At 51.8% G+C, this 25928-nt stretch carries 20 protein-coding genes; all 20 read right to left on the bottom strand.

Going from position 1 to position 25928, the window contains the following annotated elements; all coding sequences use genetic code 11:
* Positions 1-161: 161 nt before the first annotated feature.
* Positions 162-1406 (bottom strand): capsule biosynthesis protein, encoded by a 1245-nt coding sequence (locus tag ACOYA6_RS14080; RefSeq protein WP_422654871.1) that lies wholly within the window; start codon positions 1404-1406, stop codon positions 162-164.
* 85 nt (positions 1407-1491) lie between these two features.
* Entirely contained in the window at positions 1492-3495 is a 2004-nt protein-coding gene (locus tag ACOYA6_RS14075; protein ID WP_422654870.1) for a capsular polysaccharide biosynthesis protein, read from the bottom strand.
* 46 nt (positions 3496-3541) lie between these two features.
* The gene (rfbC, locus tag ACOYA6_RS14070) at positions 3542-4090 is read right to left on the bottom strand and encodes a dTDP-4-dehydrorhamnose 3,5-epimerase (RefSeq protein WP_039030518.1); all 549 of its coding nucleotides are present in this window, start codon (positions 4088-4090) and stop codon (positions 3542-3544) included.
* A gap of 52 nt (positions 4091-4142) precedes the next feature.
* Positions 4143-5015: a glucose-1-phosphate thymidylyltransferase RfbA gene (gene rfbA / locus ACOYA6_RS14065; protein WP_138370342.1), complete on the bottom strand. Its 873-nt coding sequence runs from the start codon at positions 5013-5015 to the stop codon at positions 4143-4145.
* A 149-nt stretch (positions 5016-5164) separates the two neighbouring features.
* Entirely contained in the window at positions 5165-6052 is an 888-nt protein-coding gene (rfbD, locus tag ACOYA6_RS14060) for a dTDP-4-dehydrorhamnose reductase (RefSeq protein WP_138370343.1), read from the bottom strand.
* On the bottom strand, positions 6052-7137 hold the full coding sequence (gene rfbB, locus ACOYA6_RS14055) for a dTDP-glucose 4,6-dehydratase (RefSeq protein ID WP_138370344.1): 1086 nt from the start codon (positions 7135-7137) through the stop codon (positions 6052-6054). Before rfbB ends, rfbD begins: the two co-directional genes overlap by 1 nt.
* 89 nt (positions 7138-7226) lie before the next feature.
* A complete protein-coding gene (locus tag ACOYA6_RS14050) occupies positions 7227-8252 on the bottom strand; it encodes a glycosyltransferase family protein (RefSeq protein ID WP_422654869.1) in 1026 nt (341 codons plus the stop codon).
* Complete coding sequence (locus ACOYA6_RS14045; RefSeq protein ID WP_422654868.1) at positions 8240-10249, bottom strand: glycosyltransferase family 2 protein; 2010 nt, start codon at positions 10247-10249, stop codon at positions 8240-8242. Before ACOYA6_RS14045 ends, ACOYA6_RS14050 begins: the two co-directional genes overlap by 13 nt.
* 70 nt (positions 10250-10319) lie before the next feature.
* The gene (locus tag ACOYA6_RS14040; RefSeq protein WP_422654974.1) at positions 10320-11228 is read right to left on the bottom strand and encodes a glycosyltransferase family 92 protein; all 909 of its coding nucleotides are present in this window, start codon (positions 11226-11228) and stop codon (positions 10320-10322) included.
* Between the two features lie 78 nt (positions 11229-11306).
* A complete protein-coding gene (locus tag ACOYA6_RS14035; protein WP_422654867.1) occupies positions 11307-11684 on the bottom strand; it encodes a hypothetical protein in 378 nt (125 codons plus the stop codon).
* A 226-nt stretch (positions 11685-11910) separates the two neighbouring features.
* Complete coding sequence (locus tag ACOYA6_RS14030) at positions 11911-13077, bottom strand: nucleotide sugar dehydrogenase (protein WP_422654866.1); 1167 nt, start codon at positions 13075-13077, stop codon at positions 11911-11913.
* A gap of 83 nt (positions 13078-13160) precedes the next feature.
* Positions 13161-14138 (bottom strand): NAD-dependent epimerase/dehydratase family protein, encoded by a 978-nt coding sequence (locus tag ACOYA6_RS14025; protein WP_422654865.1) that lies wholly within the window; start codon positions 14136-14138, stop codon positions 13161-13163.
* Positions 14125-15069, bottom strand: a complete 945-nt coding sequence (locus ACOYA6_RS14020) for an acyltransferase (protein WP_422654864.1) — start codon at positions 15067-15069, stop codon at positions 14125-14127. Before ACOYA6_RS14020 ends, ACOYA6_RS14025 begins: the two co-directional genes overlap by 14 nt.
* 18 nt (positions 15070-15087) lie before the next feature.
* Positions 15088-16251 (bottom strand): glycosyltransferase family 2 protein, encoded by a 1164-nt coding sequence (locus ACOYA6_RS14015; protein WP_422654863.1) that lies wholly within the window; start codon positions 16249-16251, stop codon positions 15088-15090.
* Between the two features lie 11 nt (positions 16252-16262).
* Positions 16263-18677: a glycosyltransferase family 2 protein gene (locus ACOYA6_RS14010; protein WP_422654862.1), complete on the bottom strand. Its 2415-nt coding sequence runs from the start codon at positions 18675-18677 to the stop codon at positions 16263-16265.
* Between the two features lie 2 nt (positions 18678-18679).
* Complete coding sequence (locus tag ACOYA6_RS14005) at positions 18680-21322, bottom strand: class I SAM-dependent methyltransferase (RefSeq protein WP_422654861.1); 2643 nt, start codon at positions 21320-21322, stop codon at positions 18680-18682.
* Positions 21323-21443: 121 nt separating this feature from the next.
* Positions 21444-22646: a sugar transporter gene (locus tag ACOYA6_RS14000; protein ID WP_422654860.1), complete on the bottom strand. Its 1203-nt coding sequence runs from the start codon at positions 22644-22646 to the stop codon at positions 21444-21446.
* Positions 22647-22658: 12 nt separating this feature from the next.
* The gene (locus tag ACOYA6_RS13995; protein WP_039030507.1) at positions 22659-23309 is read right to left on the bottom strand and encodes an ABC transporter ATP-binding protein; all 651 of its coding nucleotides are present in this window, start codon (positions 23307-23309) and stop codon (positions 22659-22661) included.
* Between the two features lie 11 nt (positions 23310-23320).
* Positions 23321-24121, bottom strand: a complete 801-nt coding sequence (locus ACOYA6_RS13990; protein ID WP_422654859.1) for an ABC transporter permease — start codon at positions 24119-24121, stop codon at positions 23321-23323.
* Between the two features lie 54 nt (positions 24122-24175).
* Entirely contained in the window at positions 24176-25915 is a 1740-nt protein-coding gene (locus tag ACOYA6_RS13985) for a polysaccharide biosynthesis/export family protein (protein WP_286172782.1), read from the bottom strand.
* Positions 25916-25928: the final 13 nt, after the last annotated feature.

The raw sequence follows: 25928 nt of genomic DNA, 5'->3' as shown, positions 1-25928 counted from the left end.
GTGCAGGCTGACAAAATATGTCAGTGCAGGGTTCGGCAAATAAATTTGTCTTAGGTTATAACGGCCAGGTTTAGGATAAACATTAGGGATTTTTACAACGAGGGGATAAAAGCGAGGGGCAGATCGGATCCGCCGGGGCAATTTCCCCGGCGCGCAGCGAATTAGTGTTCGGGTTCGGAATCGGTAAGGGCTTCCGGCAGGGGGAGGGCTGTCGGGACGTTGAGCCAGTCGGACTTGCCGTAAAACACGGCGTTTATCTGCGTGTGATAGAGCAGATGGGTACGAAAACGCTGGAACAGCTGTTTGTCGGGGGCGAAGTTCGCCTGCCAGAACTGGTTCAGCGGTCCCTGCCAAGTTAAGCCGTCGATGTCGTAGAGCGCTTTGCCCATTACCTTCAGCGGTTTGTTGTGGATCAGCGCCGACAGCCCGGCGGTGCTGTTGACGGTGATCACCCCCCGGGTGTGGGTCAGCAGGGCGGGCAGGGAGAGATCGTGGATATAGATCACCCGGCCAGCGATGCCGTACTTTTCGCAGAGGGTGTTAATCAGCACGCCATAAAAACGGTGACCACGATCCATCGGGTGATGCTTGAACACCAGATGGCGCTCCTTCGGCGCGTGGCGGGCAAAGGAGCGGATCACGGTTTCGATATAGTCACGCACGTCTTTATACGGGCTGTGGTGAATAATCTGGCTGTCGTTGTACACCTGCAAAATCGCCAGGTAGTACTCGTTATCCAGCGTCTGGGTGATATGGCTCAGCATGTGGCGCTGCTTCCAGCGGTACCACAGCTTGCGGCGACCGGCTCGGAACCAGCAGCGCATCTCATACCACGGGGAGAACGACTTGTGGTGGCGGTAGCCGCGATAGCGGTGGCGGCCAAACCAGCCCGCCGCGTAGTAGAGCATGGCGTGGGCGGCGCGGTTGAAGGCGCTCGGCTTCCACGGCGTCGGGGTCGGCAGCTCCGGCAGGGGCTGTTCGCGGTAGTATTTCGCGTCGATGGGCATCGAAGAGAAGGCGTTCACGCCGCCTTTTTCGAGGGTGATATAGAACGGACGGAAATAGCCCTCCTCAAACGCGAGGAAGTCGATGGATTTACTCCGCGCCCACTTCTTCGCTTCGATATGCATCGGACGGCAATCGCCGAAGCAGACGATGGTATCGAAGGCGTAGTCTTTGTGCAGATCGCGCAGCCAGAAGGCAAAGTTTTTCACCGGGCCGGTGTAGTGCAGCGACGTCTCTTTCGCGGCATACCAGGCGTCTCCGGCATTAAAGCAGACCTGCTTCACTTCGCGGTGGCTGTGCTGCAGCCAGGTCGCCAGACGCGCAAAGCAGGGGCCCATCGGTCCTTGTAACAAAAGATATCGGCGGCCACTTAATAAATGGCGGATAGCTTGCTCTTCCATTTCGTTTCCCAGATCCGTTTGATGAGACAGGTGAGTTAACGGCTTGATGACCGCTTTTCTTTAATTTTCAGGGATAAATAGTTTGCTAACGAAGCGTCTGCGCCAGATAGCTCAGCTTGAGCTGCCAGCGCTGCCAGCGGCTGGCTTTTTGCGATGAGGAGTTACCCTGCACGGCCAGCTGGCGTATTAACTGTTCCGGGCTCATCCACAGCCCGCTCTGCCAGTCGATGTAGCGCGGATAGGCCACCAGCGTCAGATAGACCAGCGCTGCCAGGGGCAAGGTGCGCTGGCGACGCGGGGCAGGGTGCATATCTTCGGTCAGCCCCCAGCCGCTGTAGAACGGCTGGCCCCAGGTGGTGACCTTCACCCCCTGCACCAGCGCTTCGAACCCGCTCAGCGAGGTCATGGTGTGCAGCTCGTCCACGTGGGGATAGAGGCTGGTGAGGCCCAGATCCAGCACCTGGCTGTCGACGCAGCTGGCCAGACAGGCGTCCGAGATGGCGCCTGCCCGGTTGCCCGCCACCACGTCCGGGTGCGGTTTAAACAGGATATGCGCCTCCGGTCTTGCGGCACGTACCGCCCACAGCAGCGCTTCGTTGCTGCGCACGACCGGGCTGCCGGTGAGGATCGAGGCATCGCCATCCACCTGGCCCACCACCAGCACCAGCGTTCGACCGTCCCCCGGTGGGGTAAACGGCTGGACGGTGCCGACGTTGTATTTGCTCACCCCGTGCCGGCGAAGCAGATCCACCAGCGCGGCACCGCGGGTTAACTCCTGGTCGGTGAGCTGATGCTGATTAAGCAGCTGCTCCAGGCCGCTCGGACGGCGGCTGTCGAAGTAGATCCCCACCGGGTCGATGGAGAGCGACGACGGGCGGCACAGGTTCGAGCCCAACCCCCGGGAGCGGATAAAGCCATCTTCCACCCGGATGGCGCTCTGGAGTTCAGGGTGGCGGCTGCCCCACACCAGCACCTGCTCGTCGGCGGCCAGCTGTTGCGGTAACGCGCGCACAAAGCGCAGCTCCTCGGCCAGCGGCTGGCAGAAGGCGCGCATAAAGGCGCGCTTCCACAGCGAGAAGCCCACCATATAGAGGCGGCGATACTGTGGCGCAGGGCTCTGCTGAGCGGCAACGATCTCCAGTACCTGTTCCACTTCGCAGCGCTGGCCCAGCACTGGGTCCAGATAGCGTGGATAGAGGATCAGCGCCGCCGCTACCAGCTGGGGCAGGCTGATCTGCGTCTGGCGACGCGGGCAGGATTTGCTGTCGTGGGTTAATCCCCACCCGGCGTAAAACGGCATGCCGAAGCAGTGCACCGTTTTGCCGAGCAGCAGCGCTTCAAAGCCCATCTGGGAGGAGACGGTATAGACCGCCTCTACCTCGTTCAGCAGGGCGTGGGGATGGCAGTGATCGGCCACCACTTCCACATCATCCAGTTCCAGACGCGCCAGCACGCCGCTCTTTTTGCCGAGCCGGGTATCCGGATGGGTACGCAGCAGCAGGCGGGCGCCCGGGTGGTTACGTCTCGCCGCCGCCACCATCTCAACAAAATCGTCTTCGCTCGCCAGCGCACCGGGGATAGAGAGATCCCCCGCCACCTGGTCGATCAGCAAGATTTTCGGGCGCGCGTCGCCGCGCAGACGTGCCGCCAGGGCGTCGGGTAAACCGCTGCCCGCGGCATAGCAGTTGTACTTGGTGATGCCAAGACGCAGCAGCGCAGACACCAGTGCCTCAGCGCGCGCCAGCATCTTGTCATCGCATGGCGTGGCGATCAGCTGCTCAAGGCGGCTCGGCTGGCGGGCGTCGTAGTAAATCCCTACAGGATCGGCGATCAGGGAGACGGCTTTGCCCCCGCTGGCGGGATGGCCAATATACCCGATAAAGCCATCTTCCAGCTGCCAGTACGGCAACCCGAGTTCATAGGCTTTTTGTTTGATCTGGCGGGTATTGGCTTTCTGGCCCCAGCCGACCAGGACATCGTCTTGCGCCAGCGGCATGCTGGATTTGAAGGCGTGTAACGGGCGGCCCAGCATCGGCTCGAGCTGCGCTTTTCGGGCCAGGATCCCGGCTGAACCTGTATAGAATTTCATTTGTGCTCTGTCAGAAAACGCCCCGCGTCACTGCGGGGCGTGGGACTCAGAAGTACTCTGCGTCAGGGAAGGATTTGGCAACGCTGTCTTTGGCGGAGGTGAGGATCTCGGTGTCGATTTCAGGCCAGGTAATACCAATGGTCTCATCGTTCCAGCGGATGCCGCGGTCGCTCTCCGGCGCATAGTAGTTGGTGGTTTTGTACAGGAACTCGGCGGTGTCGCTCAGGGTCATGAAGCCGTGGGCGAAGCCTTCCGGGATCCACAGCTGACGCTTGTTCTCGCCAGACAGGTGCACGCCCACCCACTGACCAAAGGTCGGGGAGCTTTTACGGATATCCACCGCCACGTCGAACACTTCACCGGCCACGCAACGGACCAGTTTGCCCTGGGCATGCGGTGCCAGCTGGTAGTGCAGACCACGTAACACGCCTTTTGACGATTTGGAGTGGTTGTCCTGCACGAAGTTTACGCTGCGGCCAATGGCGGCTTCGAACTGCTGGTGGTTAAAGCTTTCGAAGAAGAAGCCACGGTCATCACCAAACACTTTTGGCTCAAAGATGAAGACGTCGGGAATTGCGGTCTGAATTACGTTCATGATTACGGCCTGATTCTTAAATGGGGCATGACGCCCCAGGAGTTAATGATGACTACTTGAGCATTTTCAGCAGATATTGCCCGTAAGCATTCTTGGCCAGCGGCGCGGCTAATTTGCGCACCTGATCGGCATCGATAAACTTCAGACGGTAGGCAATCTCTTCAGGACAGGCCACTTTCAGCCCCTGACGGGTTTCGATGGTCTGGATGAAGTTGCTGGCCTCAATCAGGCTCTCATGGGTGCCGGTATCAAGCCAGGCGTAACCACGACCCATCATGGCGACCGACAAGTTCCCCTGCTCCAGGTAGATACGGTTCACGTCGGTGATTTCCAGCTCGCCGCGCGGGGACGGTTTCAGGCTTTTGGCAATCTCAACCACGCGGTTGTCGTAGAAGTAGAGCCCGGTTACAGCATAGTTGCTCTTCGGCTCCAGTGGTTTCTCTTCCAGAGAGATGGCGGTGCCTTCGCGGTCGAACTCCACCACGCCGTAACGCTCAGGATCGTGTACGTGATAGGCAAAGACGGTAGCACCTGCGGGTTTCGCCGCAGCGGCTTCCAGCTGTTTCTGCAGGTCGTGACCGTAGAAGATGTTATCGCCCAGCACCAGCGCGCAGTCGTCGTCGCCGATGAACTCTTCGCCGAGGATAAAGGCCTGAGCCAGACCGTCCGGGCTTGGCTGCACTTTGTACTGCAGGTTCAGGCCCCACTGGCTGCCATCGCCGAGCAGCTGCTCAAAGCGCGGGGTGTCCTGCGGGGTGCTGATGATCAGAATGTCGCGGATACCGGCCAGCATCAGGGTGCTCAGCGGGTAGTAGATCATGGGTTTGTCATAGATTGGCAGCAGCTGCTTGCTCACCGCCATCGTCACCGGATACAGACGAGTGCCTGACCCACCGGCCAGAATAATACCTTTACGCTTGCTCATAATCCTTCAATTCTTCTCTGTTGCTCTGGAGGGCGGCGAAACGCCACCCCCGGCATATGTTTGATTGCTGCAGAGGGAGCTAAAAACGCCGCTCCCCGACAAATGTCCGTGTCGATAAAACAAGGCATGCATAGCATACCCTGATGCGTTTACTTGCCAAGGATTTCAGCAAGCATGCGATCGACGCCGATAGTCCAGTCTGGCAGCGTCATCCCGAAGGTGCGCTGGAACTTGCTGGTATCGAGACGGGAGTTATGCGGACGTTTAGCCGGCGTCGGGAACGCGCTGGTCGGCACCGCATTGACCTGAGTCACCGCCAGCTCAACGCCTGCCGCACGCGCGGTAGCGAACACCCGCTGGGCATAGTCGAACCAGGTGGTGGTGCCGGAGGCGATCAGGTGATAAAGACCGGCAACCTCCGGTTTATCCTGCGCGATACGGATCGCATGCGCCGTGCAGTCGGCCAGCAGCTCTGCCCCGGTCGGCGCACCAAACTGATCGTTGATCACCGACATCTCGCTACGCTCTTTACCGAAGCGCAGCATGGTTTTGGCGAAGTTCGCGCCACGGGCAGCATAGACCCAGCTGGTGCGGAACACCAGGTGACGGGAACAGAGGGCCGCAGCCTGCTCCCCCGCCAGCTTGGTTTCGCCGTAGACGTTCAGCGGCGCGGTCTGGTCTGTTTCCACCCAGGGTTTTTCACCGCTGCCGTTGAAGACGTAGTCGGTGGAGTAATGCACCAGCCAGGCGCCCAGCGCTTCGGCTTCTTTGGCGATGGCGGCTACGCTTGTGGCGTTGAGCAGCTCGGCAAAGTCGCGCTCGCTCTCGGCTTTATCCACCGCGGTATGGGCGGCGGCGTTGACGATAACGTCCGGCTTCAGCAGACGCACGGTCTCGGCCACGCCTTCCGGGTTGCTGAAGTCGCCGCAGTAATCGGTAGAGTCAAAATCCACCGCAGTAATACGACCCAGGGGTAACAGGGCGCGCTGCAGCTCCCAGCCCACCTGGCCATTTTTGCCGAATAGCAGAATATGCATCAGTTACGCTCCTGGTAGTTCTTCGCGATCCAGTCCTGATAACTGCCGCTTTTCACGTTGTTGACCCACTGCTGGTTATCCAGATACCACTGCACGGTTTTACGGATGCCGGACTCGAAGGTCTCCTGCGGCTGCCAGTTCAGCTCGTGGCTCATTTTGCTGGCATCGATAGCGTAGCGGCGGTCGTGGCCCGGACGGTCAGTCACGTAGGTGATCTGATCGCGATAAGAGCCGGTTTTCGGCACTATCTCGTCGAGCAGGTCGCAGATGGTGTGGACCACGTCCAGGTTCTGCTTCTCGTTATGGCCGCCGATGTTGTAGGTCTCGCCCACCACGCCGGTAGTGACCACGGTGTACAGGGCACGGGCATGATCTTCCACGTACAGCCAGTCGCGGATCTGATCGCCTTTGCCGTAGATTGGCAGCGCTTTGCCGTCCAGCGCGTTGAGGATCACCAGCGGGATCAGCTTCTCAGGGAAGTGATACGGGCCGTAGTTGTTGGAGCAGTTGGTGACGATGGTCGGCAGACCATAGGTACGACGCCACGCGCGCACCAGGTGATCGCTGGAGGCTTTAGACGCGGAGTACGGGCTGCTTGGGGCGTACGGCGTGGTTTCGGTAAAGAGCGGCAGCTCGGTGCCCGCGCTCACTTCATCCGGGTGCGGCAGATCGCCATACACTTCGTCGGTAGAGATGTGGTGGAAACGGAACGCCAGCTTGCGGGCTTCGTCCAGCTCGCTCCAGTAAGCGCGAGCCGCTTCCAGCAGCGTGTAGGTGCCGACGATATTGGTTTCGATAAAATCGGCCGGGCCGGTGATGGAGCGATCCACGTGGCTCTCGGCGGCCAGATGCATGACGGCATCCGGTTGATGGGCAGCAAAGACCCGATCCAGCTCTGCACGATTGCAGATATCCACCTGTTCAAAGGCGTAACGGTCGCTTGCTGCGACCTCGGCCAGCGACTCCAGGTTGCCCGCGTAGGTAAGCTTATCAAGGTTGATCACCGCATCCTGAGTGTCACGGATGATATGGCGAACAACAGCAGAACCGATAAAACCGGCTCCACCGGTTACAAGGATTTTCATAAGCGATTTTTACTTTTCTATTGGATGAAATGGTCACCAGAACACAATCACTGCTATCCGTTCAGACCGTGTTTTAGCGTCAGGCAGTTTTAACTGATTAACGAGTATGAATATTCCTTCGCATTATTCGCCAGGGTCTGACGTTTCTGCCCGGAATTTACCAGCAGCGCCAGCGCGTCGATCCACTTCTGCGGATCGTTATTCAGCAGCACGCCATTGATATTTTGTTCAATAAAATCACTGTACGGCGCGCAATTGCTGTAAACACCCACCGCGCCCATGCGGACGAAATCATAAAATTTTACCGGCCCGCGCGCCATATTAAATTCTGATTCGAGTAGCGGCGCCAGCCCGATATCGATCTGGTGATGCTGGGTGTAATCCAGATAGTTCTGCCAGCTCATGGGATGCAGAACCGTCACGCGGGGCAGGTCGCGATAGAGCTTATAGATTTCGTGCTCGCCAAAGATCTCAAAACTGGCCTGCGGACACTGGGCCAGCACGCCTTCCATCACCTCGCGCAGCCAGTACTTTTCGGCCTGGTGCGAGCTTGAGCCGTGGTAGGCAATCTTCACCGGCTTTTTAACCGCCAGCAGCTTTGGTGTGGGCTGCGCGGGCACCACATCGGGGTTGAGGTGGGCATATTTATTGGCCAGGTACGGCGTCGACACCCAGATGGTGTCGCAGTGCGAGGTGATCCAGCGATGCTGGGCCGCAGAGCGACGGATGATTTTGGTCCGGTAGGCTTTCGGCAGCGCCCCTAACGCGGACGGGTCGAACAGGTCGTCATCCATGAAATAGACCACCTGCGACAGATCGTCGATATTGCGCGCAATCTCGCGCTGCCACAGGGTGGAGATAAAGCGAATAACCACAATGGCCGCCCCTTTATCCACATCGATTGCGGGCGTGGTTAAGGTATCCACCAGCTGACAGACCGCACCGGGGAAACGGCTGCGGATAGCCGCTTCGAAATAGGCCAGCGTTGGTGAATTCCCTTCATGCAGAATCAACAGCGAGCGGCACTCAGGCCAGATGTCCGGATGCGCCTCGCTGCTTTGCTTATTCAACCTCAGATAGGGTTTAAAGAGTGCCTTTCTGATCAGTTCGTCCATGGCAGCACCACATTAGGAGTATGACTTAACGAGAAATCGGGTCGGTCATAGCTCAGGTTGGGATTGTATGCAGGATCGTGTGTGAGCCGCTGCGCCCAGCGCTTTTTCATGTAACGCAGTTCACCCTGGGAGCGCGCCAGCTGTTCTGGCGTGACATCTTTGCCGCGCGATACCGACTCGTGGTGGTACAGCTCGGCAAACGGCGTCCAGACGATCCGCCAGCCTGCCTCGCCGACCCGCAGACAGTAATCCACGTCGTTAAAGGCCACCGGCAGGTTCACTTCATCTAAGCCGTTAAGGGACAAATAGAGCTGGCGATGGGTGAGCAGGCAGGCCGCCGTCACGGCGGACAGCTCCTGGGCACTCACCGCCCTGCGCTGGTAGCCGGGTTCATCGGCAGCCAGGCCACTGTGAAAATGATCGGCGCAGCCACCCGGCCCGACAGCATCGCCCGCATGCTGAACGCGGCCATCCCCGTAGAAGAGCCGCGCCCCAACAATGCCGACGCCCGGACGCAGCAGGTGAGAGACCATCTCATCCAGCCACAGGGGGTTAATCACTTCGGTGTCGTTGTTGAGCAGGCAGATAAGCTCGCCCGTGGCCTCACGCACCCCGGCATTGTTGATCGCCGAGTAGTTAAACGGATGATCCCAGGAGATAACCCGCACCCCGTACTCCCGGGTAATGCACTCAAAATAGGCCAGCGTATCGGGATCGTCGCTCTGGTTATCCATCACCATGATTTCAATGTTCGGGTAACAGGTGTGCTGCACCAGGCTTTCAATGCATGGGCGAAGGTGCGCCAGACCGTTGCGGGTGGGAATGATCACCGATACCCGCGGAAGCTGTTCCGGCAGCGGCCAGCGCCAGCGGCAGATGCCATGCGGAGCCGACTCCAGCGTGACCCCGACGGGCAGGTTTTGCAGCTGGCTCGCCAGGGTTTCATAGCCATCCTGTTGAGGAAGCGCGTCCGGGACGTGCATCAGCAGGGCAGGGATGTGCGCGATCTCTTTAGGGGCAAGCTGGTGGGCCAGCTGTAGCCACCCGCGATAGCTTTCGGCTCCGTCCTGCGGGATGGCTGACGTGCCCTGTTCCCGCCAGAGGCTACTCCAGCCGATATAGTTCTGGCTGTGCAGCAGGGTTTCGTTCCAGTCTGGCTTGAAGTCCGGCGAGTGGCGCTTGCCTTTTTCATCCAGCAGATCGTGATCGCCGTAGATCCATTTTGCCTCTGGCGTCTGGCGCAGCTGGTGCGCCAGCCATACCAGAGCGGCCGGAGCGAGTTCCGCCCCCACCGGAATGGCCCACTGCCATTCATCCACTGGCCTGACTTCAGCAGAGGGCTGTTCCAGCACGGTGATATGCGTTGCCGGATAACAGAGCGCTTCGATGCTGGCGAGCGTGCGCTGGCGTGCCGCCTCATCGCCGCCGTTCACCAGATGCAGGCAGACGCGCGGCAGGTTGCCCCAGCGGGCAAGCAGACGGTCGATCAGACGGCGTTCACCGGGCTGCACGATATCGAAATTCGCCAGCCAGTGTTCATAGGCGTGCAGCGGCCTGTCGTCGCGGATCTTGCCCACCAGGTCGTAGGCCTGCTGTAAATCGGTAAACCACAGGTGCCAGGACAGCCCCAGACGCCGGCGCTTTTGCGCATTCAGACGCTGATAAAAAGGCCACACCCGGCGCAACCGACGCCAGACGCTGTTGGCCGCTGACACCTGAGCAAAACGGGTAATGTTAAGCTGGCATTCTGCCCCTTCGCTGCTGGCGAGCAGCCCCACCTGACAGGCACCCACCGGCAGCCAGACCAGCTCCTGCAGGGTGCCACGACGGGTGATGGGGAGGATCTGCTCATGCCAGATACCCTGACACTGCCAGCGCAGGCGGGTTTCACCCCGCGGCTGACGGGCACGCAGGGTGCCCTGGATCAGGAACCAGCCCGCGCGCAATAAAGAAGAGTCTGGCAGCGCCAGAGGGTGCCAGTGGTAATCGCTTTGCATTAGTGGATTCACTACCCGGAAGCGGGGGAGACCCGCTTCTGACTCCTGTCGAAATATGAAAAAACGTAGATTAGCCGATTAATTTTTTGACGCGCGTTGCCAGCCAGGAGTCGCTCTTCTGTGGGCTCTCTTCTGCTGGCAAGGCATCCAGCTGTGCCTGTATCGCGGCCATTTCTGCTTTGACTTTAGGGGCCAGAGCCGCCGCCAGCAGACAGGTCTCGTCGTTGCGATCGTGGGCTTTGAAATAGGCTTTGTGTTTTACGCGGTTGGCTGAGGCTGCACTGCCGCGCAGGTGTTTACCGAGTAAAAACTCTTCCAGCGATTTGACCGCGTAATGGTTGACCCGCACGCCGTTCCAGACCACTTCGGCACTGACGCCAAGACCATGTTTTGGGTGTAAAACCATGTCATTGCCCAGCGCATCGATATAGCGACCGTAGCGCAGATCGGCATAATGTGGGTTATGAAAATGGTTTACGCGCTCGGGTTTCACCACGCTTTTCATGTTGTGGTGGACGTTAAATTTCACAGTGGCGCGATGTGTAAAACGCTCCGTCACCAGGCCTTCTTCTGCAAAGAGTTCGCCGCTGGAACCAAAAATGGCCCAGTTAAGCGCAATAGCGCTGACGCTTTCGTCATTAAAATGTTTAGCGAAGAAATCGACCAGGTTTACATCAGGCGACAAGGGCAATAAAAATTCATCAGCATCGATAAAGGCCAGCAGGTCAATATCGCGGGCGCAGCTACGTAAAATGCGCTCGTATGCCGGGAGCTGCGGTTTTTGATTAATCACATCCGGTTGGTCCAGAACGGTCACTATCCCAAGACGCGCCAGGGAAGAGAGCAACTCGCGGCTTCCGTCACGACTGCCATTGTCGGCAATCATAAATCCGGTTACGCCCAGAACCCGGTGATACGCTATCCATTCAAGCAGGCCTGCAAATTCATCTTTAACGATGGCGGCAATATAGAGGTTCACTTTGTTATCCAACCGATTATCGGAATACCGTGCCAGCATCAGCAGACCCCTGAAAGCTGGCACAAGGTAAAACAGTTATCAGGCTGGGGAGAAATTTAACTCCGTCAGCCAGGTAATCAGGCCATCGGACTCCAGTCCGAGGGTGATTTTAGAAGAGAAGGGCACGTTGATCCTAAACCCACAGCTTAAACGAGGGTGATTATCCTCAGGCTGCTGCAGAATAGCAGCTATTACATCAGGGCGTTTGACATTGAATGGATAGCTATAGGTAGCGTAATCATTCTTGATGGCGATACGTGGAGAACGTTCGCCTTCTGCCAGTAGCCAGCCACGGAGTTCAACGCGGCCGTTGAGTAAGTTCAGAGGCTCCTGTTTGGAAGTGGTATCAATATTCCAGCGTAACTGCGCATTTGAGGCAGTCAATGACGTTGTAGAAAGCGTATAACGGTTTGTCATTCTGTTTCGACACTCAAGCTGTTATTAGTATTGTTATGGATGGATGGGCCATTTACATAGTATGTAGCTAAATTATATAGCTATAACGAAATTTAAAAGGCCCGATTAACGCTCCAATACATGCTTAATCATGCGGAACAGTAATGTTCGCAGAACCGAGGGCAGTTAAAACATGCAATCCGGAGTCTGTGAATTCAGCTTTCCTTGCTGGTAATTTCCTTTTTAATCAATCAGATCCAAAAAGATCTCTTGTGTAGACTTTGTCCTTAACATCACTTAACTCGCTTGCCATTCTGTTGCACAGAATCACGTCGCTCATGTCTTTAAATTCGTTCAGATCGCGAATGACACGGGAGTTAAAGAAGCTGTCGGTTTTAATGGTGGGTTCAAACACCACCACTTCGATACCCTTCGCCTTGATACGCTTCATGATCCCCTGAATCGCGGAGGAGCGGAAGTTGTCAGAACCGGCTTTCATGACCAGACGGTGAATACCCACAACCTTAGGCTGGCGGGCGATGACGCTGTCGGCAATAAAGTCCTTACGAGTGGTATTCGCATCGACGATTGCGCGGATCAGGTTGTTAGGCACTTCCTGATAGTTGGCTAACAACTGCTTGGTGTCTTTAGGCAGACAGTAGCCGCCATAGCCAAACGAAGGGTTGTTGTAATGCGTGCCAATACGCGGGTCCAGACCGATACCTTCGATAATCTGACGGCTATCCAACCCATGAGACTGAGCATAAGTATCCAGCTCGTTGAAATACGCCACTCGCATGGCGAGGTAGGTATTCGCAAAGAGCTTGATTGCTTCGGCTTCAGTACTGCCGGTTAGCAGCACCTGCACATCCTGCTTGATAGCACCTTCTTTGAGCAGATCGGCAAAACGCTGTGCACGCTCGCTGCATTCACCTACCACGATACGAGACGGATGCAGGTTGTCATACAGAGCGCGACCTTCACGCAGGAACTCAGGAGAGAAAATCAGATTCTCTGTATTAAACTCCTGGCGCATGCGTTCAGTAAAGCCCACCGGGATGGTGGATTTGATGACCATAACCGCATGTGAGTTAATGCTCATGACATCACGAATAACGGCTTCGACGGTGCTGGTATTAAAGTAGTTGGTCTCAGGATCGTAGTCGGTCGGCGTGGCGATAATGACAAAATCGGCGCTTTCGTAGGCTTCAAATTTATCCAGCGTGGCCCGAAGATTCAGAGGTTTATTCGCTAAATACTCTTCAAGCTCTTTGTCTGCAATCGGGGACTGTCGTTGGTTAATTTGCTCGACCTTCTCAGGTACTACGTCCAGAGCAATGACTTGATGGTGCTGTGCCAAAAGAACGGCGTTGGAAAGACCGACATAGCCGGTTCCGGCGATAGTTATTTTCATTATAGATCGCTTAAATAAAGTAATTACATTCCATTGAAAGACAATATTGACAAAGCCATCTCAGCCAATACATAAAGATATCGTTATAATTTATGATATTCCCTGAACCAGGCGACGAAGCGATTGATTCCTGATTGAAGGTTAGTATCAGGTGAGAATCCGACAGCCTGGTTTAATTTACTAGTATCAGCGTAGGTTACAGGAACATCGCCATCCTGCATTGGGTAATTAACTTTTTGAGCCTCAATGCCACAAGCTTTTTCTATCGCTGCAATAAAATCTGCTAGTTTTTCAGGTCGATTATTACCGATGTTATAAATTTCATATGGCAAGTCTTTACCTGGTGGAGTGTCAATCAATCTGACTATGCCTTCTACAATATCATCGATATAAGTAAAATCTCGCAGCATATCCCCATTGTTGAAAACTTTAATAGGACGGTTATACAAAATGGCATCTGTGAATAGCCATGGTGCCATATCAGGACGTCCCCATGGGCCATATACTGTAAAGAAGCGAAGTCCAGAAACAGGTAGATTGTATAAATGCGAATAACTTGCAGCCATTACTTCATTCGCTTTTTTAGTCGCTGCGTAGTAACTCACCGGCAGATCAACGCGATCTTCTTCAGAGAAAGGTACTTTTTCATTTCGACCATACACGCTTGATGAACTGGCAAATATCAAATGCTTTATTTTGTGATGGCGGCAGGCTTCCAGAATATTTGAAAAACCGACCAGATTGCTTTCTGTATAAGCCCTAGGGTTTTCAATTGAGTATCTAACACCGGCCTGAGCTGCGAGATTGACCACGTAGTCGAATTGGTATTTTTCATAAAGTTCATCCAATGACTGGTAGTCTGCAATGTCCATTTGATAAAAAGCAAAATCAGGATGACCTTGCAGGGTAGCTAATCTTAATTTTTTAAGCTCAACGGAATAATAAGTATTCATATTATCAATACCTACTACTTCGTAATTTCCAATTCTTAAAAGATAGTTGCTTAGAGCATGACCAATAAACCCTGCTGCACCAGTTATCAGTATTTTATTTTTCTTCATGTATCATATCTTCCATAACAATATCAGCAATGTGAATTAATTCACTAGGAGTTTTAGCATATAATGAATAAAAATCACTTACTTCTAATAAATGCTCAAATCCACAGTCTATATAGACTTGCTTATCTTCTTCCATTTTAAAAAAAGTTCTAACAACATCTGGTCTTTTTTTATTAATTGATAATGTGTTAGAGGAGTATTGTGTTTTAACCAAAATATCATTTAGCTCAGGGTGGAGTAACCATCCTCGTAAGAAAAATCCATCGTGACATGAGATATATGAGTTGAACTTCATATCAAGATGATATCTAAGTTCTGAATTTTTATCCTCTAGACTAAATTTTGCTAAGGGAAGTTCCCTTCTATCTTTTAGTCGCTTGGCTGGGTTTCCTGCAATGATCGAATATTCAGGGAAAGACTTAGTTACAACTGCCCCGGCAGCAACAATACTATGACTGCCTATTTTTGAACCATCAAGGATAATTGCATTTGCTCCAACCCATACATCATCACCCAAAATTACACCCTTACTTGTAGAAGGTTGATCCTTTATATAGATATCAGTACGGCTGTGACCATGATTGAAACCATATATGGATACCAGACTAGCTATTCTACATCCTGTGCCGATTTCAACTTTACCTGCAATGTGTGCATTTGGATTTACAGAGCAATGTGGTCCGATAGATACTTCACCACGGATTATGGACCCAGAGGCTATCCAAGAGTTTTCACCCAAATAGAATTTTGAAGTGAAAATATTTGCATCAGAAGCTATATAACAATTATCAGCTATTTTTGCATTGGCTTTTTTACGTAATAATTCTTTTATTTTTTCCTGTTCATCACTTTCATTGATGCTATTTATTGTCAACCATGGTTGTATTTGTTTTTTTCTTTTGTCATAAAGTTCTTCATTTAAATTATGCATGCTTATATACCATGGACCTTAAACTGGATAAATGTTATGGTCGATAAAGCCATTAGTTATTTTTATATTTTTTGTTTTTTTCTTGTCTATTTTGTACGAAAAACCACAAAGCATTCGATCAGTTTTTTCCGAACCTAGTATTGCTTTTACAACATCAGGCCTTTTGATGTTTGGTTGCAGTCGTTTCTCGCCATCTTCACTATAAATTACTAATTCATAGTTGGTTCCGATTTTGTTAATGGCCCAGCAAGATACTGTGCTTTCATTAAGTAAATCTATATGAAAATAAGAGTTAGCATTCAAATATTCTTCAAAGTGCTGAAGATAAAAAGGAATGTGGCCTAACTTTATTTTAGAAAATGCAACTAGTTCGGCTATTTTGAGGTACGTATTATGAATAATAGTATCATTAACTTTTTCAGTAACTTCATTTCTATCATAACTTAAGAAATAGCTCTTTCTATCAACTGGTCTTTGTGTGGAGGCATTTCCTCTTAAAGATTTCCCCACAAAATACTCTTGAAGCGATTTTATAACATAATGGTTTATTCTAATTGTTTCCCAATTAACATCTTTAGATAAGCCTATGCCTAAAGTAGGATGGTTAATTAGTTTACTCCCGTCAGAAACAACATATTTTTGAGACGTTTTTATATGATGTGGATTTACAAAGCCACTTGAGTCTTTGGCCCTAAAGATTGTTTTGTAGTGATGATTTGCTGAAAAAGCATTTAATGAGTGCTGTGTGAAACGCTCAATGGCTAGGCCTGGCTCTTTAAATATTGCATTGCTAGAACCATAATTGCACCAGTTAACTGCTAAAGCACCGACATCTTTATTTGAAAAAATGTTGTTTATCAGCGTGTTTATTTTTACGTCGCCATTCGTTGGATATAAAAATTCATCAGCATCAATAAAAGCCATTAAGTCACATTGATGCTTGTATTTTTCAAGCATGTAATTAAAAGCTGGTAGTTGAGGTCTGGATGATTTAGGTGTTTCAAAATCAAAATATTCAAGGTTACAAAAGTCGCTTAGTAATTCTAATATTTCTACCGTCGCGTCTGAACTTTCGTTGTTCGCAACAATGAACGAGTCGACTCCAATAGCCAGATGATAACATATCCATTCAATTAATGAATCGGCTTCATTTTTCATCATCGTTGCAATGCAAAGTTTCATATCTAGGCCTTTTAAATTGAAAAATCTTCTCTGTCTTTTGTGAGATTCTGGCTATAGAAAGGATCAATATCTAAATGAGCGCCCCATTTAGTTTTCATGAAATTAACTTCCTGAGCAAATCGGGCAATTTTCTCTGGTGAGTCTTCTGCGCCACGACTTATCGACTCATAATGATAAAGTTCTGCGTAAGGCGTCCAGAGGTTGCGATACCCGGCTTCACGTACCTTGAGGCAAAAATCAACATCGTTAAACGCAACCTTGAGATTTTCTTCATCGAGGCCAGAAACTAAATCAAAGATCTCTTTACGAATCAGCAAACAAGCTGCTGTAACTGCGGAGAGTGATTGTGGCAGCACTAGCCGACTGAAATAGCCAGGATGCTGGCGAGGGAAGTGTTTATGTGAATGCCCACCGACACCACCAATTCCAAGGATAACGCCACCGTGCTGTACTGTATCGTTGCTGTAGTAGAGCTTGGCACCGACACAACCAATTTCAGGTCGCAGACATTGGCTTACCATTTCGGTTAACCATTCTGTGTTGATCACTTCGACATCATTATTTACTAAGCCAATAACGGAACCTTTAGCATGGCGCGCACCGAAGTTGTTAATTGCTGAGTAGTTAAATGGGAAGTCATACGCCAGCACTTTAACGCGACGATCTTCTAACTGGATATCACGGAAAAATTCCAGGGTATCGGCTTCGACGCTGCCGTTATCCAAAATAAGAATCTCGAAATTGGTATAGGTACTTTTCTCAAGAATACTGCGCACTGCCGTCTCAGTCAGTGAACGACGGTCACGAGTAGGAATTAACAAGCTAACCAGTGGTGCGGGCTCGGGTATTGGGTAACGTACCCGATAGGTGTTTGGTACCAGACCGGCATCAACTTCTACGCCTGGTTGCTGGGTTGCAAAATAATCGCGTAACGCTTTAATGCCCGCATCGGTGGTATAGCTTTTCTCGCCTGAAGCCAGTGCTGTCGAGCCTTCAATGGTACGCCAGTGATATAGCACACGAGGGATATGCACGATCTGGTCTGCTTGCACATGCGGCAGGCAACGCAGCAGCAGATCCTGATCCTGACTGCCTTCTACACCCAGACGGAATCCACCGATTTGCTGAAGCAGTTTGCGGCGATAAACCCCAAGGTGAGAGACGTAGTTTTGTGAGAAGAACAGATCCGGGTTCCAGTCGCTTTTGAAATGAGGATCAAAACGTTCTCCGCGGCCGTTGAGTTTGTCTTCATCGCTGTAAAGAATCTGCGTTTCTGGCTGGGCATTAATGGCCTGAGCCATAAACAGTAGGGCATGCTCTGGGAGAGCATCATCGTGATCAAGTAACGCCACAAAATCGCCTTTGGCAATTTCCAGGGCGCTGTTAGACGCTGCTGAAATGTGCCCATTCTGTTGGCGGTAGACCACTTTAATACGCTTATCTTTGGCTTCGTATTCACGCAGCACCCGCTGGACATGTTCTTTTGGGGATTTGTCGTCAGCGATGCACAGCTCCCAATGAGGGTAGCTTTGTGCAATGACTGAATCTAAGCAGGCACGCAAGTAGATTTCTGCCGGGTTATAGACAGGCATCACTACTGAAATAACAGGCGGTGTAGCCATCGTCGCCAGTATCGCGGCAACGTCTTCCCGATTGGGCAGGGATGGCGTTTCGACGGTCTCGATCCACTCTTCATAGTCCACGGAAGGTAGCGTGAAACTAAAGGTCTCGTTATAGAGGGACACCAGGCGATCCATCGACAGGCTACCGCTTTCAGAAGAAATAGATTCCTTAATCTTCGTCAATTCCATATCACGATAGCTTTGGTGTTCCTGCTGGATGCGTGCCAGCAATGCAGGTTCTATTTGGCTGTCGCTGATTGCCATGATTTCGAACTGACTGACTGAGAATGCACCTTCTTGTTCCAGGGGATCAAAGCGCAGCGCAACAAGCGGAGAATCGAGATAAAAAAGGCGGCTCGCCGTTACTGCTTTTTTGTAGGGCAGAGTCACGGTTTCAAATTCATTAAATCCTTTTCCGGTATCCAGATAGAACTTGGCTAACCCTTGTTTTCCTGAGCAATCCAGCGTCAGGTTAAACTGATACCACCCTTTTCCTGTTTGAGACAGGTGCTCTAAATCAAGGATGAAATAAGGGTCATTCCCTTCTGAAGTCCACCCATGCATGCGCTCAGGATCTACGGAAAGTTGGTTCAGTGCGATCCATGGCAGATGTACTGCTGGTGCCACTGGACTTAGTGCCGAAATTACCCAGTCAGCACAGGGTTTACGTCCCAGCAGCGTACCATAGCGTTTGAAATGCTCTCTGGCAGGTAATCCTGTCTGGCTTACGTCCCGATAGGTCTGTAAATACCATTGCTCATCAAAATGCGTGAGCAGCTCGTCCTTGTTGTATTCAACTGTCATTGTTATTTTCTCGTGTTGTCTGGCAGGCAATGACGCTGTTCTGCCTTTCCGTGCAGTATGTAATGAAGTAATGGATTGATAGAGCCTTGCGCTACGTCCGCATAAGTCTGCAAGTACCAGCGCGTATCAAATAAAGCACTCGGGCTATAACCTTTATCAGCACCAATCTGGATAAAGTGCTCAAGAGCCGACAGACCGGAGTCCGCAACTTCCGGATAACGATGCGAATACCAGAGTTCGTCGAACAGGCCAGATGCCGCAATACGTTCTGCATTGCTCATGGAAACCGCTGGTGTAGCTGTTGGATTTTCTTTAAATGTGCGGCCCAGGGCGCGCACGGGGGCGGTCAGTTTCCAGGACACGGTCTGCTTCAGGTTTTGAGCGCGATCTTTTGCTTTCTGGAGTTGCTGTTCTTTTTGTTGCAGTTCGCGAGTTAATTGCTCGGTATGGCGTGTCATGGTTGCCAGTTCGCGGAAACGTTCGCTGACACTGGATTCCAGCGCTTCGTTTTGCTTAACCAGATCATTAATACGCGACCCAAGCTGAGCTTGCTGCTGCGTGGCTTGCTGCTTGAGGGTCGTCAGCTGCTGTTGCAGGTCTGTATTAGTCTGGGCCAGGCTGGCTTGCTCTTTAAGCCATGCTTGCTGATGATCGTTGTATTCTACAGCCGCTTTAATTGCTGCATGGTCACGCTCTTCCAGGGTGCGGGTTAGTGTTGCGATCTCAGTAGCCTGTTCACTCAGCGTTTGTCTCAGATCGCTCACCTGCTGATGATGCTCTTCTGTCAGTTTTCTCTGTTCATTTACTGACGTCTGCTCACGCTCTTCAAGCCATTGGGTCAGCGTTGCGATCTCAGTAAACCGTTCGCTCAGGCTTTGATTTAGCTGGCTCAACTGTTGCTGAGATTCCGCTTGTTCTGCATGGTGTCGCTGCAGCAATACCGCGAGTTCATCACGGGCCAACTCAAGCTCATTATTCTGCTTATCAATTGTCTGAGTGCTTTCTGCGAGGCTCTGGGTCAGATGATTAATTTCGCGATCACGAGCATCTAAGGCGCTATCCAACTCCTGCTCGCGCGTCTGCCATATTTGCTGTGCCGCTTCAAACTGCTCCAGCACAGCGCGACTTGCCGCGAGATCGGTAGTCAGGGCATCGCACTGAGACTGTAGCTCGTCATGCGCTTCAGTCAGTGTTTGTTTCTGCTGTTGCCAGTGGCTGGCTTCGGTCGCCAGAGTCTGGCTGAGTTGATCCTGCTGCTGATGTGCTGCAGTCAGTGCGGTAGTCAGCTCATCAATCTGCTGCTGCAATGCGCTGAGCTGTAGTGAATACTCACTAAGCACCACGTTGTTTTTATTAAGCGCGAGGGTCAGTTGCGCGGCACGCTGAGTTTCTTCATTAAGGTGCAATGTTTGCTCATGCAGTTGCTGTTGCAGGACGTTCTGCTGTTCCTGCGCTTCTGTTTGTTGTTCCTGCAGTGTGTGCTTTTCTTGTGCAATCAGGTCACGTTCGGCAACCGCCTGGGTAAATTGCTCTCGAGTTTCTGCAAGCAGAGTTTCCAGGTTTTGCTGATTTGCCAGACCTTCGTCTCGTTGTTGTTCACAAAGGGTGAGGGTCGTTTGCAGTTTGGCGGCATGCTGGTTGGATTTTTCTAACTCTGCGGTTAACGCGCTGACCTGCTGCTTCTGATGGGAGAGTTCAGTGGTTTGATCGGCCTGTTGCGCGAGCTTTTCTTCCAGCGCTTTAATGGTGTGGTGCTGAGCGGTGATGCGTTCCGCCAGACGTCCCCTTTCCAGGGCCTGTTGCTCCATCACATCCTGGGTTTCTGCTTGCTGGCTTGCTTGCAGCGCAACCATCTGGCGCTTTATTTCGCTGTTTTCCCAGCTATAACCACAGGCTTTACCCAGACGAGAGAAGACTTCCTGTACCTGTCTGGTAGCAGATGGATTATCTGAGAGACCATACAGGCTCATCATCTCTGATGACTGCTCGCTGCCGACACCAATCACGCCCAGCCCGTGCCCATGGGCAAACTCAAAATGAGGGTACTGCTGCTTAAGCTCATCCAGAAGCTGGAATACTCCAAAGCCGCGCTCACGTACGTTGGTGTCATGCATGATGACAACGGCTCTATTAGAGAGCTTCGGCAACCAGCTCTCAAAATCATGACGTACAGCTTCCAGGGTATGCAGGCCATCGATATGCAGCAAATCAATGCTGCCTTGCGGGAAGTGTTCCAGTGCCTGATCGAATGTGCTGCGTACGAGGGTAGAGAAGTCAGAGTAATGTTGCTGGTTGTATTCAGAAACCTGACGATAAACCTCTTCGCCATACTGGCCTGCATGTTCATCACCGCCCCAGGTATCTACCGCATAGCATTGGGTCTGGAGATCCAGCTTGGTCACGGCCTGGCAGAAAGAAAAATAGGAGCTGCCGTAATGGGTACCCAGCTCAACAATCTTGCGGGGTTGCAGGGTGTCAATTAACCAGAAAGCAAACGGAATATGTTCTAACCAGGCGGATTGCGCAATGTAGGAAGGACGCCAAAAAATAGGGCGCTTAAAAATAAAATCCAGCTCGGTTTTTGTTTGTTTTTCGGATGCTTGTTTTAGGCGCGCCTGTGAACGGCTGCTTTGCTGAGTGCCCATGGGATATCCCTTCAATATGAGAACAATGGTTAATTAGCGTGATCGGCAGGTTGACCACTTTATGATTGTTGCGTGTGAGCCAGATCCCCTGGTTGGGTTCTGGCTCAATCACAGGATGTTGTTAGTCCTGATGCTCTCGCAGAGTTGCCAGGCCCATCACGATCAAACCGTATAACAGGCACAGCAGAACGCCGATGGTAGCCAGGTTATAAAGGCGACGTGGGTATTCGGCATCTTCAGCCAGCGTTGGCTGACTGATAACCAGCAGGTGTTTAAGTTTGCGGAACGCTTCAATTCTGGCTTGCTCCAGGCTGATAAGGCCTGTTTTATAGAGGTCCGCCGCAAGTGTGGCCTGCGTTTGAACATCCATATAGCTGGCGGTCACTTCATTCATCGAGTTTTTATCCGACCCGGTGAGTCGGGCTTGTTCTTGCGCTAACTGCTCGGTTAACGCATCGACTCGAGCCTGAACGGAAACAACAGCAGGTGCGGTTGATTTCATATAGCTTTGCAGCTGTTTTAATTGGGCCTGTTGCTGTGCTAGTTGAGCTTCAATCTGGCTTACTACACCCATGCGGGCCGTGCTGGTTGATTCTGGACTAATAAGGTGATGGGTATTTTGAAACTCCAGCACTTTGGCTTTTTCGGTCTGTAATCGTTGATAGGCGTGATCAACTTCTTTTTCAACAAAGGCCAATTGTTCCAGTGCGACCTGGTGTCCTAGTTTATTGATAAAGCCTTCGGACTCTTTAAGCATTACTCCAACCACTTTTTGCCCATAGGCAGGGTCGAAGGCCTGAAGCTCAATCGTCAGCACACCGGAGATATCATCCAGACGCAATGTAAGATGTTCACGGTAGTATTTAAGAAATTCTTCGCGGCTGACATTGTCTGGAAGGCGAGAGAAGTAATCGACTTTGTGGCTTTGATAATGAGCTTTCAGACCTAGCTCTTTATCTAGCTTGTTAAGAAGATCGGCAGATTTAAGATAGTCCTGAATCAGCAGCACATCCTGATGATTGTTGCCGCCCAGCCCTAACATCGATAGGGCATCAGGCAACATTTTAATCTGGTCTGCTTGCTTAACTACTAACTCTGCCCGGCTCACATAACGATCTGAAGCAATAAATCCAAAATAGATAACTGCGATAGCAAAGCAGGCCACTACCCACTGGAAGCTACCAAGTTTGAGGCTCTGTTTCCAGGAGTGCTGGGCAAGGCGATAACCTTTAGAATCGACAATAAAATGTTTTGGTTTCGTTTTTAATTTATTTAGCTTGCGCATCAAGCCGGAGGATTTGTTGGAACGAATTGGCTGAGTCATGATTTTAACTTGTTATAAATTCTGATAAATACGGATGGCGTCGTCAATATTGTCGAATATCTCAAGGGTACTGTTTCGTAGCAAAATGCCCATATCACATTGTTGACGTAAATTCTTCATATCGTGTGACACCATAATCAGGCTGGCGGTCTCGCGTTTTTGGTTAAAAACATCAATGCATTTCTGTTTAAAACGGGCATCACCTACGGAGGTGATTTCATCGGTCAGGTAGATTTCAAAATCAAAGGCCATACTGACAGCAAAAGAGAATTTTGATTTCATGCCGCTGGAGTAGGCTTTAATCGGCAGTTCGAAATGCTGACCGATTTCTGAAAACTCTTTTACCCACTCTTCAATAGCCTGAGTATCACGAACACCATGTATACGGCACACAAAACGGGTGTTTTCGCGTCCGGTCATACTTCCCTGAAATCCGCCCCCTAATGCAAGTGGCCATGAGACACGACAATGACGTGTTACTTTTCCTTTGCTTGGCGTATCCATCCCGCCCAGCAAACGCAGCAAGGTCGATTTACCAGCTCCGTTGGCACCCAAAATACCGATATTGCGGTCGCGGGGCAGTGTGATGCTCACATCGCGTAATACATAGTTTCGACCAAACTTGGTGGGATAATACTTTGAGACGTTATCTAAAATGATCATCGTAATTCGCTTTAGCTGGCAATCAGGCGACGATGGCTCAGACGGTAGCAACTCATCGCAAAGGTCAGCAACACTAAGGTAACCACGGATAAATACATCCAACTGACATTCGGGCTGGTATAACCGGCAATCCAACCCGCTCGAATCAGCTCAACTGCATGTACAAGTGGGTTCCACAAGAACCAATGCTGAAACTGCGCAGGTACGGTTGCAAGGGGATACATGACGCATGAGATAAACATAAGCGGCATCATCAGTAAATCGAGAAACTTATTGGCTTCTTTGAATAAATTGCCTAGCACGCAAAAAACGATGCCTAACGAAAATGAAAAGATCATTAATAGGAAATAGATAATAATTACTTGTAAAGGGTCGCTAGGAATAGCATCAAAACCAAACCAAATTAATCCTAATACCAGAACGCAACCCACCACCAACCCAATGATGACTTCGAGAATAAAGCGAGCAACAAAAGTCGCGAAGGGGGTCACCTGTCGATAACAAAATAGTCCCATATTGGCACCAACCGCCGACTTCAACTGGCTGACTACTTTGTTGAAAAACATGAATGGCAAATAACCTGCAGTAATGAAGACCTGCACAGGTACACCGCCAAATCCACTTTGACTACGCATCCCAAAAATCGCGCTAAACAAACCAATCATCAACAACGGATCCAACAGCGCCCAGGCATACCCCAGCCGGTAACTCCCAAATCTCGTTTTCAGTTCACGAATAAGCAGGCCAAACGTCACATCGCGCAGCACCTGGAACGAGCTGCGGGGCGTTTGATTGAGAACAGGTTTAAGCATAAGAAGGCCGATGTAACAGAACGGGCCCGCGAGAAAGCGAGCCCGCTTTGAGGGTTAATTCAGGACCACGTTGGCCGCCACGGCAACCTGATAGATGACCTGGGTGATGTCCTTGATGGACTGCATCATTTTGCTGTCCACTTTCGGCATGACCAGAATCTGATCGCCCGGCATCACATCACCGCCGTCTTTAAACTCCATCAGCCCGTTGGCATGTACCACGGCAATACGACTGTCGTTAGCACGGTCGGTAAAGCCGCCTGCCCAGGCCACGTAGTCTTCCAGGCTGGCGTTTTTGTTGAATACCACCGCCTGCGGCATCATCACTTCGCCACCCACCTGAATCAGGTCGGTTTTGTTCGGGATCACAATCTGGTCGCCCTGTTCCAGCAGGATGTTGGCGATCACGCCCTTATCTGACACCACCACTTTACCCAGCGGCTGGATCTTGCGGGCTTTTTCCACAAAGCGCATCACCAGTTCGGCTTCTTTGGTACGGATGGAGGCTTCACCGTCGGAGCTGGCTGGCGCGGTAAACACGCTGCGCTCCAGGCGGTTGAGGGAGTCTTCCAGCATCTCTTTCTGCCGCGCGGCCACGCTCTTACGCATGATGTAGATCGAGCCGTAATCCGCCATGTTCGGGTCAATCGGGATGTGGTTCAGCAGATCGTGCAGACGGGTCTCTTTACGCACGGTGAAGTAAGACGGCCCACGGTAGCTGCCCATCACCTGCACGTCGTACACCTGCGCATGCATGTCGTCGTTGAACAGCACTTTGTCGCCGTCGCTCAGCTGAATGCGGTCGAAATCTTTATACGGCATATAGACCGAGAACGGACCGTTGGAGCGATCGCCAATCACGCCCACATGGCTGACCTTGGCGAGCGGCAGGGCATAGTCGATCAGTTCAGAGCCCAGCGCGGTGCTGTTCTTCAGCTCGAAACGGAACGGGTTACGCACTTTCCCCGCCACGTTGATCATCGGCCCCTGCGGTTCAACCAGGATCACGTCCTGATCTTTCAGCGACAGCTTCGGCATTCTGCCCTGCTGCATAAACTCGTAAAGGTCGATCTGCTGGATCACGCGGTTCTGGCGCAATACTTTAATATGGCGATAGCTTCCGCGGTCGGAGTCGATCCCTCCCGCGCGTTTCAGAAAATATAAAACGCTGTCGGATGACTGTCCGGCATATTGTCCAGGGCGGATCACCGGCCCGGTGACATATACGCTGACCGGCGTCGCGGTCAATAAATTAACGTAAACATTAACGTTATTGGTGAATACTTCGCTGATATGGCTGGTGACTAAGTTATTAACCTTGCTCGCCGCAACGTTTTTAACGTTAATTGGCCCGACATCAGGAATGAAAATATTACCCTGATTATCCACGGTCACGACGTTGGAGAAATTTACTGCGCCCCAGATCCAGATATTCAGCTTGTCGCCGGGGGCAATCAGGTAATTATCGTTCAGGCCGTCGCTGCGCTCGGTTTCATAGCCACCGGCAAACAGGTTGGCACCGTAAGGAGGGGGCAGGCCGGACTCGGACTGCGGGAGTAATTTACGCACGTCGGACTCGCCCGGCAGTAACATGCCCTGACGGTTTTGCTGCGCGAAAGTCCCGGTGGTGGAGGAGGTGTTCGCCTGGCCGCTCATCGCCTGCTCGCCGCCAAGTTGCAGTCGGCCATCGCCGTTATCTGCCGGGGTGTTCATCCCAAAAGCCTGGGCTTCTTGCTGGGTGGGGGCGGCTAAAGATGCGCAGGAGACGCAGGCCAGCAACAGAACGGCACTCAATTGCCGTAAATTC

It is taken from the genome of Leclercia barmai (assembly GCF_049312895.1).
GTDB lineage: Bacteria > Pseudomonadota > Gammaproteobacteria > Enterobacterales > Enterobacteriaceae > Enterobacter > Enterobacter barmai.
The sequence above is the reverse complement of the archived record's forward strand: the minus strand, read 5'-3'. Positions and strand labels throughout refer to the sequence as shown.

What these genes read in the sequence shown, in the direction of transcription:
- ACOYA6_RS14080 (WP_422654871.1), bottom strand. Translation starts at nt 1,406, where the DNA reads ATGGAAGAGCAAGCTATCCGCCATTTATTAAGTGGCCGCCGATATCTT.
- ACOYA6_RS14075 (WP_422654870.1), bottom strand. Translation starts at nt 3,495, where the DNA reads ATGAAATTCTATACAGGTTCAGCCGGGATCCTGGCCCGAAAAGCGCAG.
- rfbC (WP_039030518.1), bottom strand. Translation starts at nt 4,090, where the DNA reads ATGAACGTAATTCAGACCGCAATTCCCGACGTCTTCATCTTTGAGCCA.
- rfbA (WP_138370342.1), bottom strand. Translation starts at nt 5,015, where the DNA reads ATGAGCAAGCGTAAAGGTATTATTCTGGCCGGTGGGTCAGGCACTCGT.
- rfbD (WP_138370343.1), bottom strand. Translation starts at nt 6,052, where the DNA reads ATGCATATTCTGCTATTCGGCAAAAATGGCCAGGTGGGCTGGGAGCTG.
- rfbB (WP_138370344.1), bottom strand. Translation starts at nt 7,137, where the DNA reads ATGAAAATCCTTGTAACCGGTGGAGCCGGTTTTATCGGTTCTGCTGTT.
- ACOYA6_RS14050 (WP_422654869.1), bottom strand. Translation starts at nt 8,252, where the DNA reads ATGGACGAACTGATCAGAAAGGCACTCTTTAAACCCTATCTGAGGTTG.
- ACOYA6_RS14045 (WP_422654868.1), bottom strand. Translation starts at nt 10,249, where the DNA reads ATGCAAAGCGATTACCACTGGCACCCTCTGGCGCTGCCAGACTCTTCT.
- ACOYA6_RS14035 (WP_422654867.1), bottom strand. Translation starts at nt 11,684, where the DNA reads ATGACAAACCGTTATACGCTTTCTACAACGTCATTGACTGCCTCAAAT.
- ACOYA6_RS14030 (WP_422654866.1), bottom strand. Translation starts at nt 13,077, where the DNA reads ATGAAAATAACTATCGCCGGAACCGGCTATGTCGGTCTTTCCAACGCC.
- ACOYA6_RS14025 (WP_422654865.1), bottom strand. Translation starts at nt 14,138, where the DNA reads ATGAAGAAAAATAAAATACTGATAACTGGTGCAGCAGGGTTTATTGGT.
- ACOYA6_RS14020 (WP_422654864.1), bottom strand. Translation starts at nt 15,069, where the DNA reads ATGCATAATTTAAATGAAGAACTTTATGACAAAAGAAAAAAACAAATA.
- ACOYA6_RS14015 (WP_422654863.1), bottom strand. Translation starts at nt 16,251, where the DNA reads ATGAAACTTTGCATTGCAACGATGATGAAAAATGAAGCCGATTCATTA.
- ACOYA6_RS14010 (WP_422654862.1), bottom strand. Translation starts at nt 18,677, where the DNA reads ATGACAGTTGAATACAACAAGGACGAGCTGCTCACGCATTTTGATGAG.
- ACOYA6_RS14005 (WP_422654861.1), bottom strand. Translation starts at nt 21,322, where the DNA reads ATGGGCACTCAGCAAAGCAGCCGTTCACAGGCGCGCCTAAAACAAGCA.
- ACOYA6_RS14000 (WP_422654860.1), bottom strand. Translation starts at nt 22,646, where the DNA reads ATGACTCAGCCAATTCGTTCCAACAAATCCTCCGGCTTGATGCGCAAG.
- ACOYA6_RS13995 (WP_039030507.1), bottom strand. Translation starts at nt 23,309, where the DNA reads ATGATCATTTTAGATAACGTCTCAAAGTATTATCCCACCAAGTTTGGT.
- ACOYA6_RS13990 (WP_422654859.1), bottom strand. Translation starts at nt 24,121, where the DNA reads ATGCTTAAACCTGTTCTCAATCAAACGCCCCGCAGCTCGTTCCAGGTG.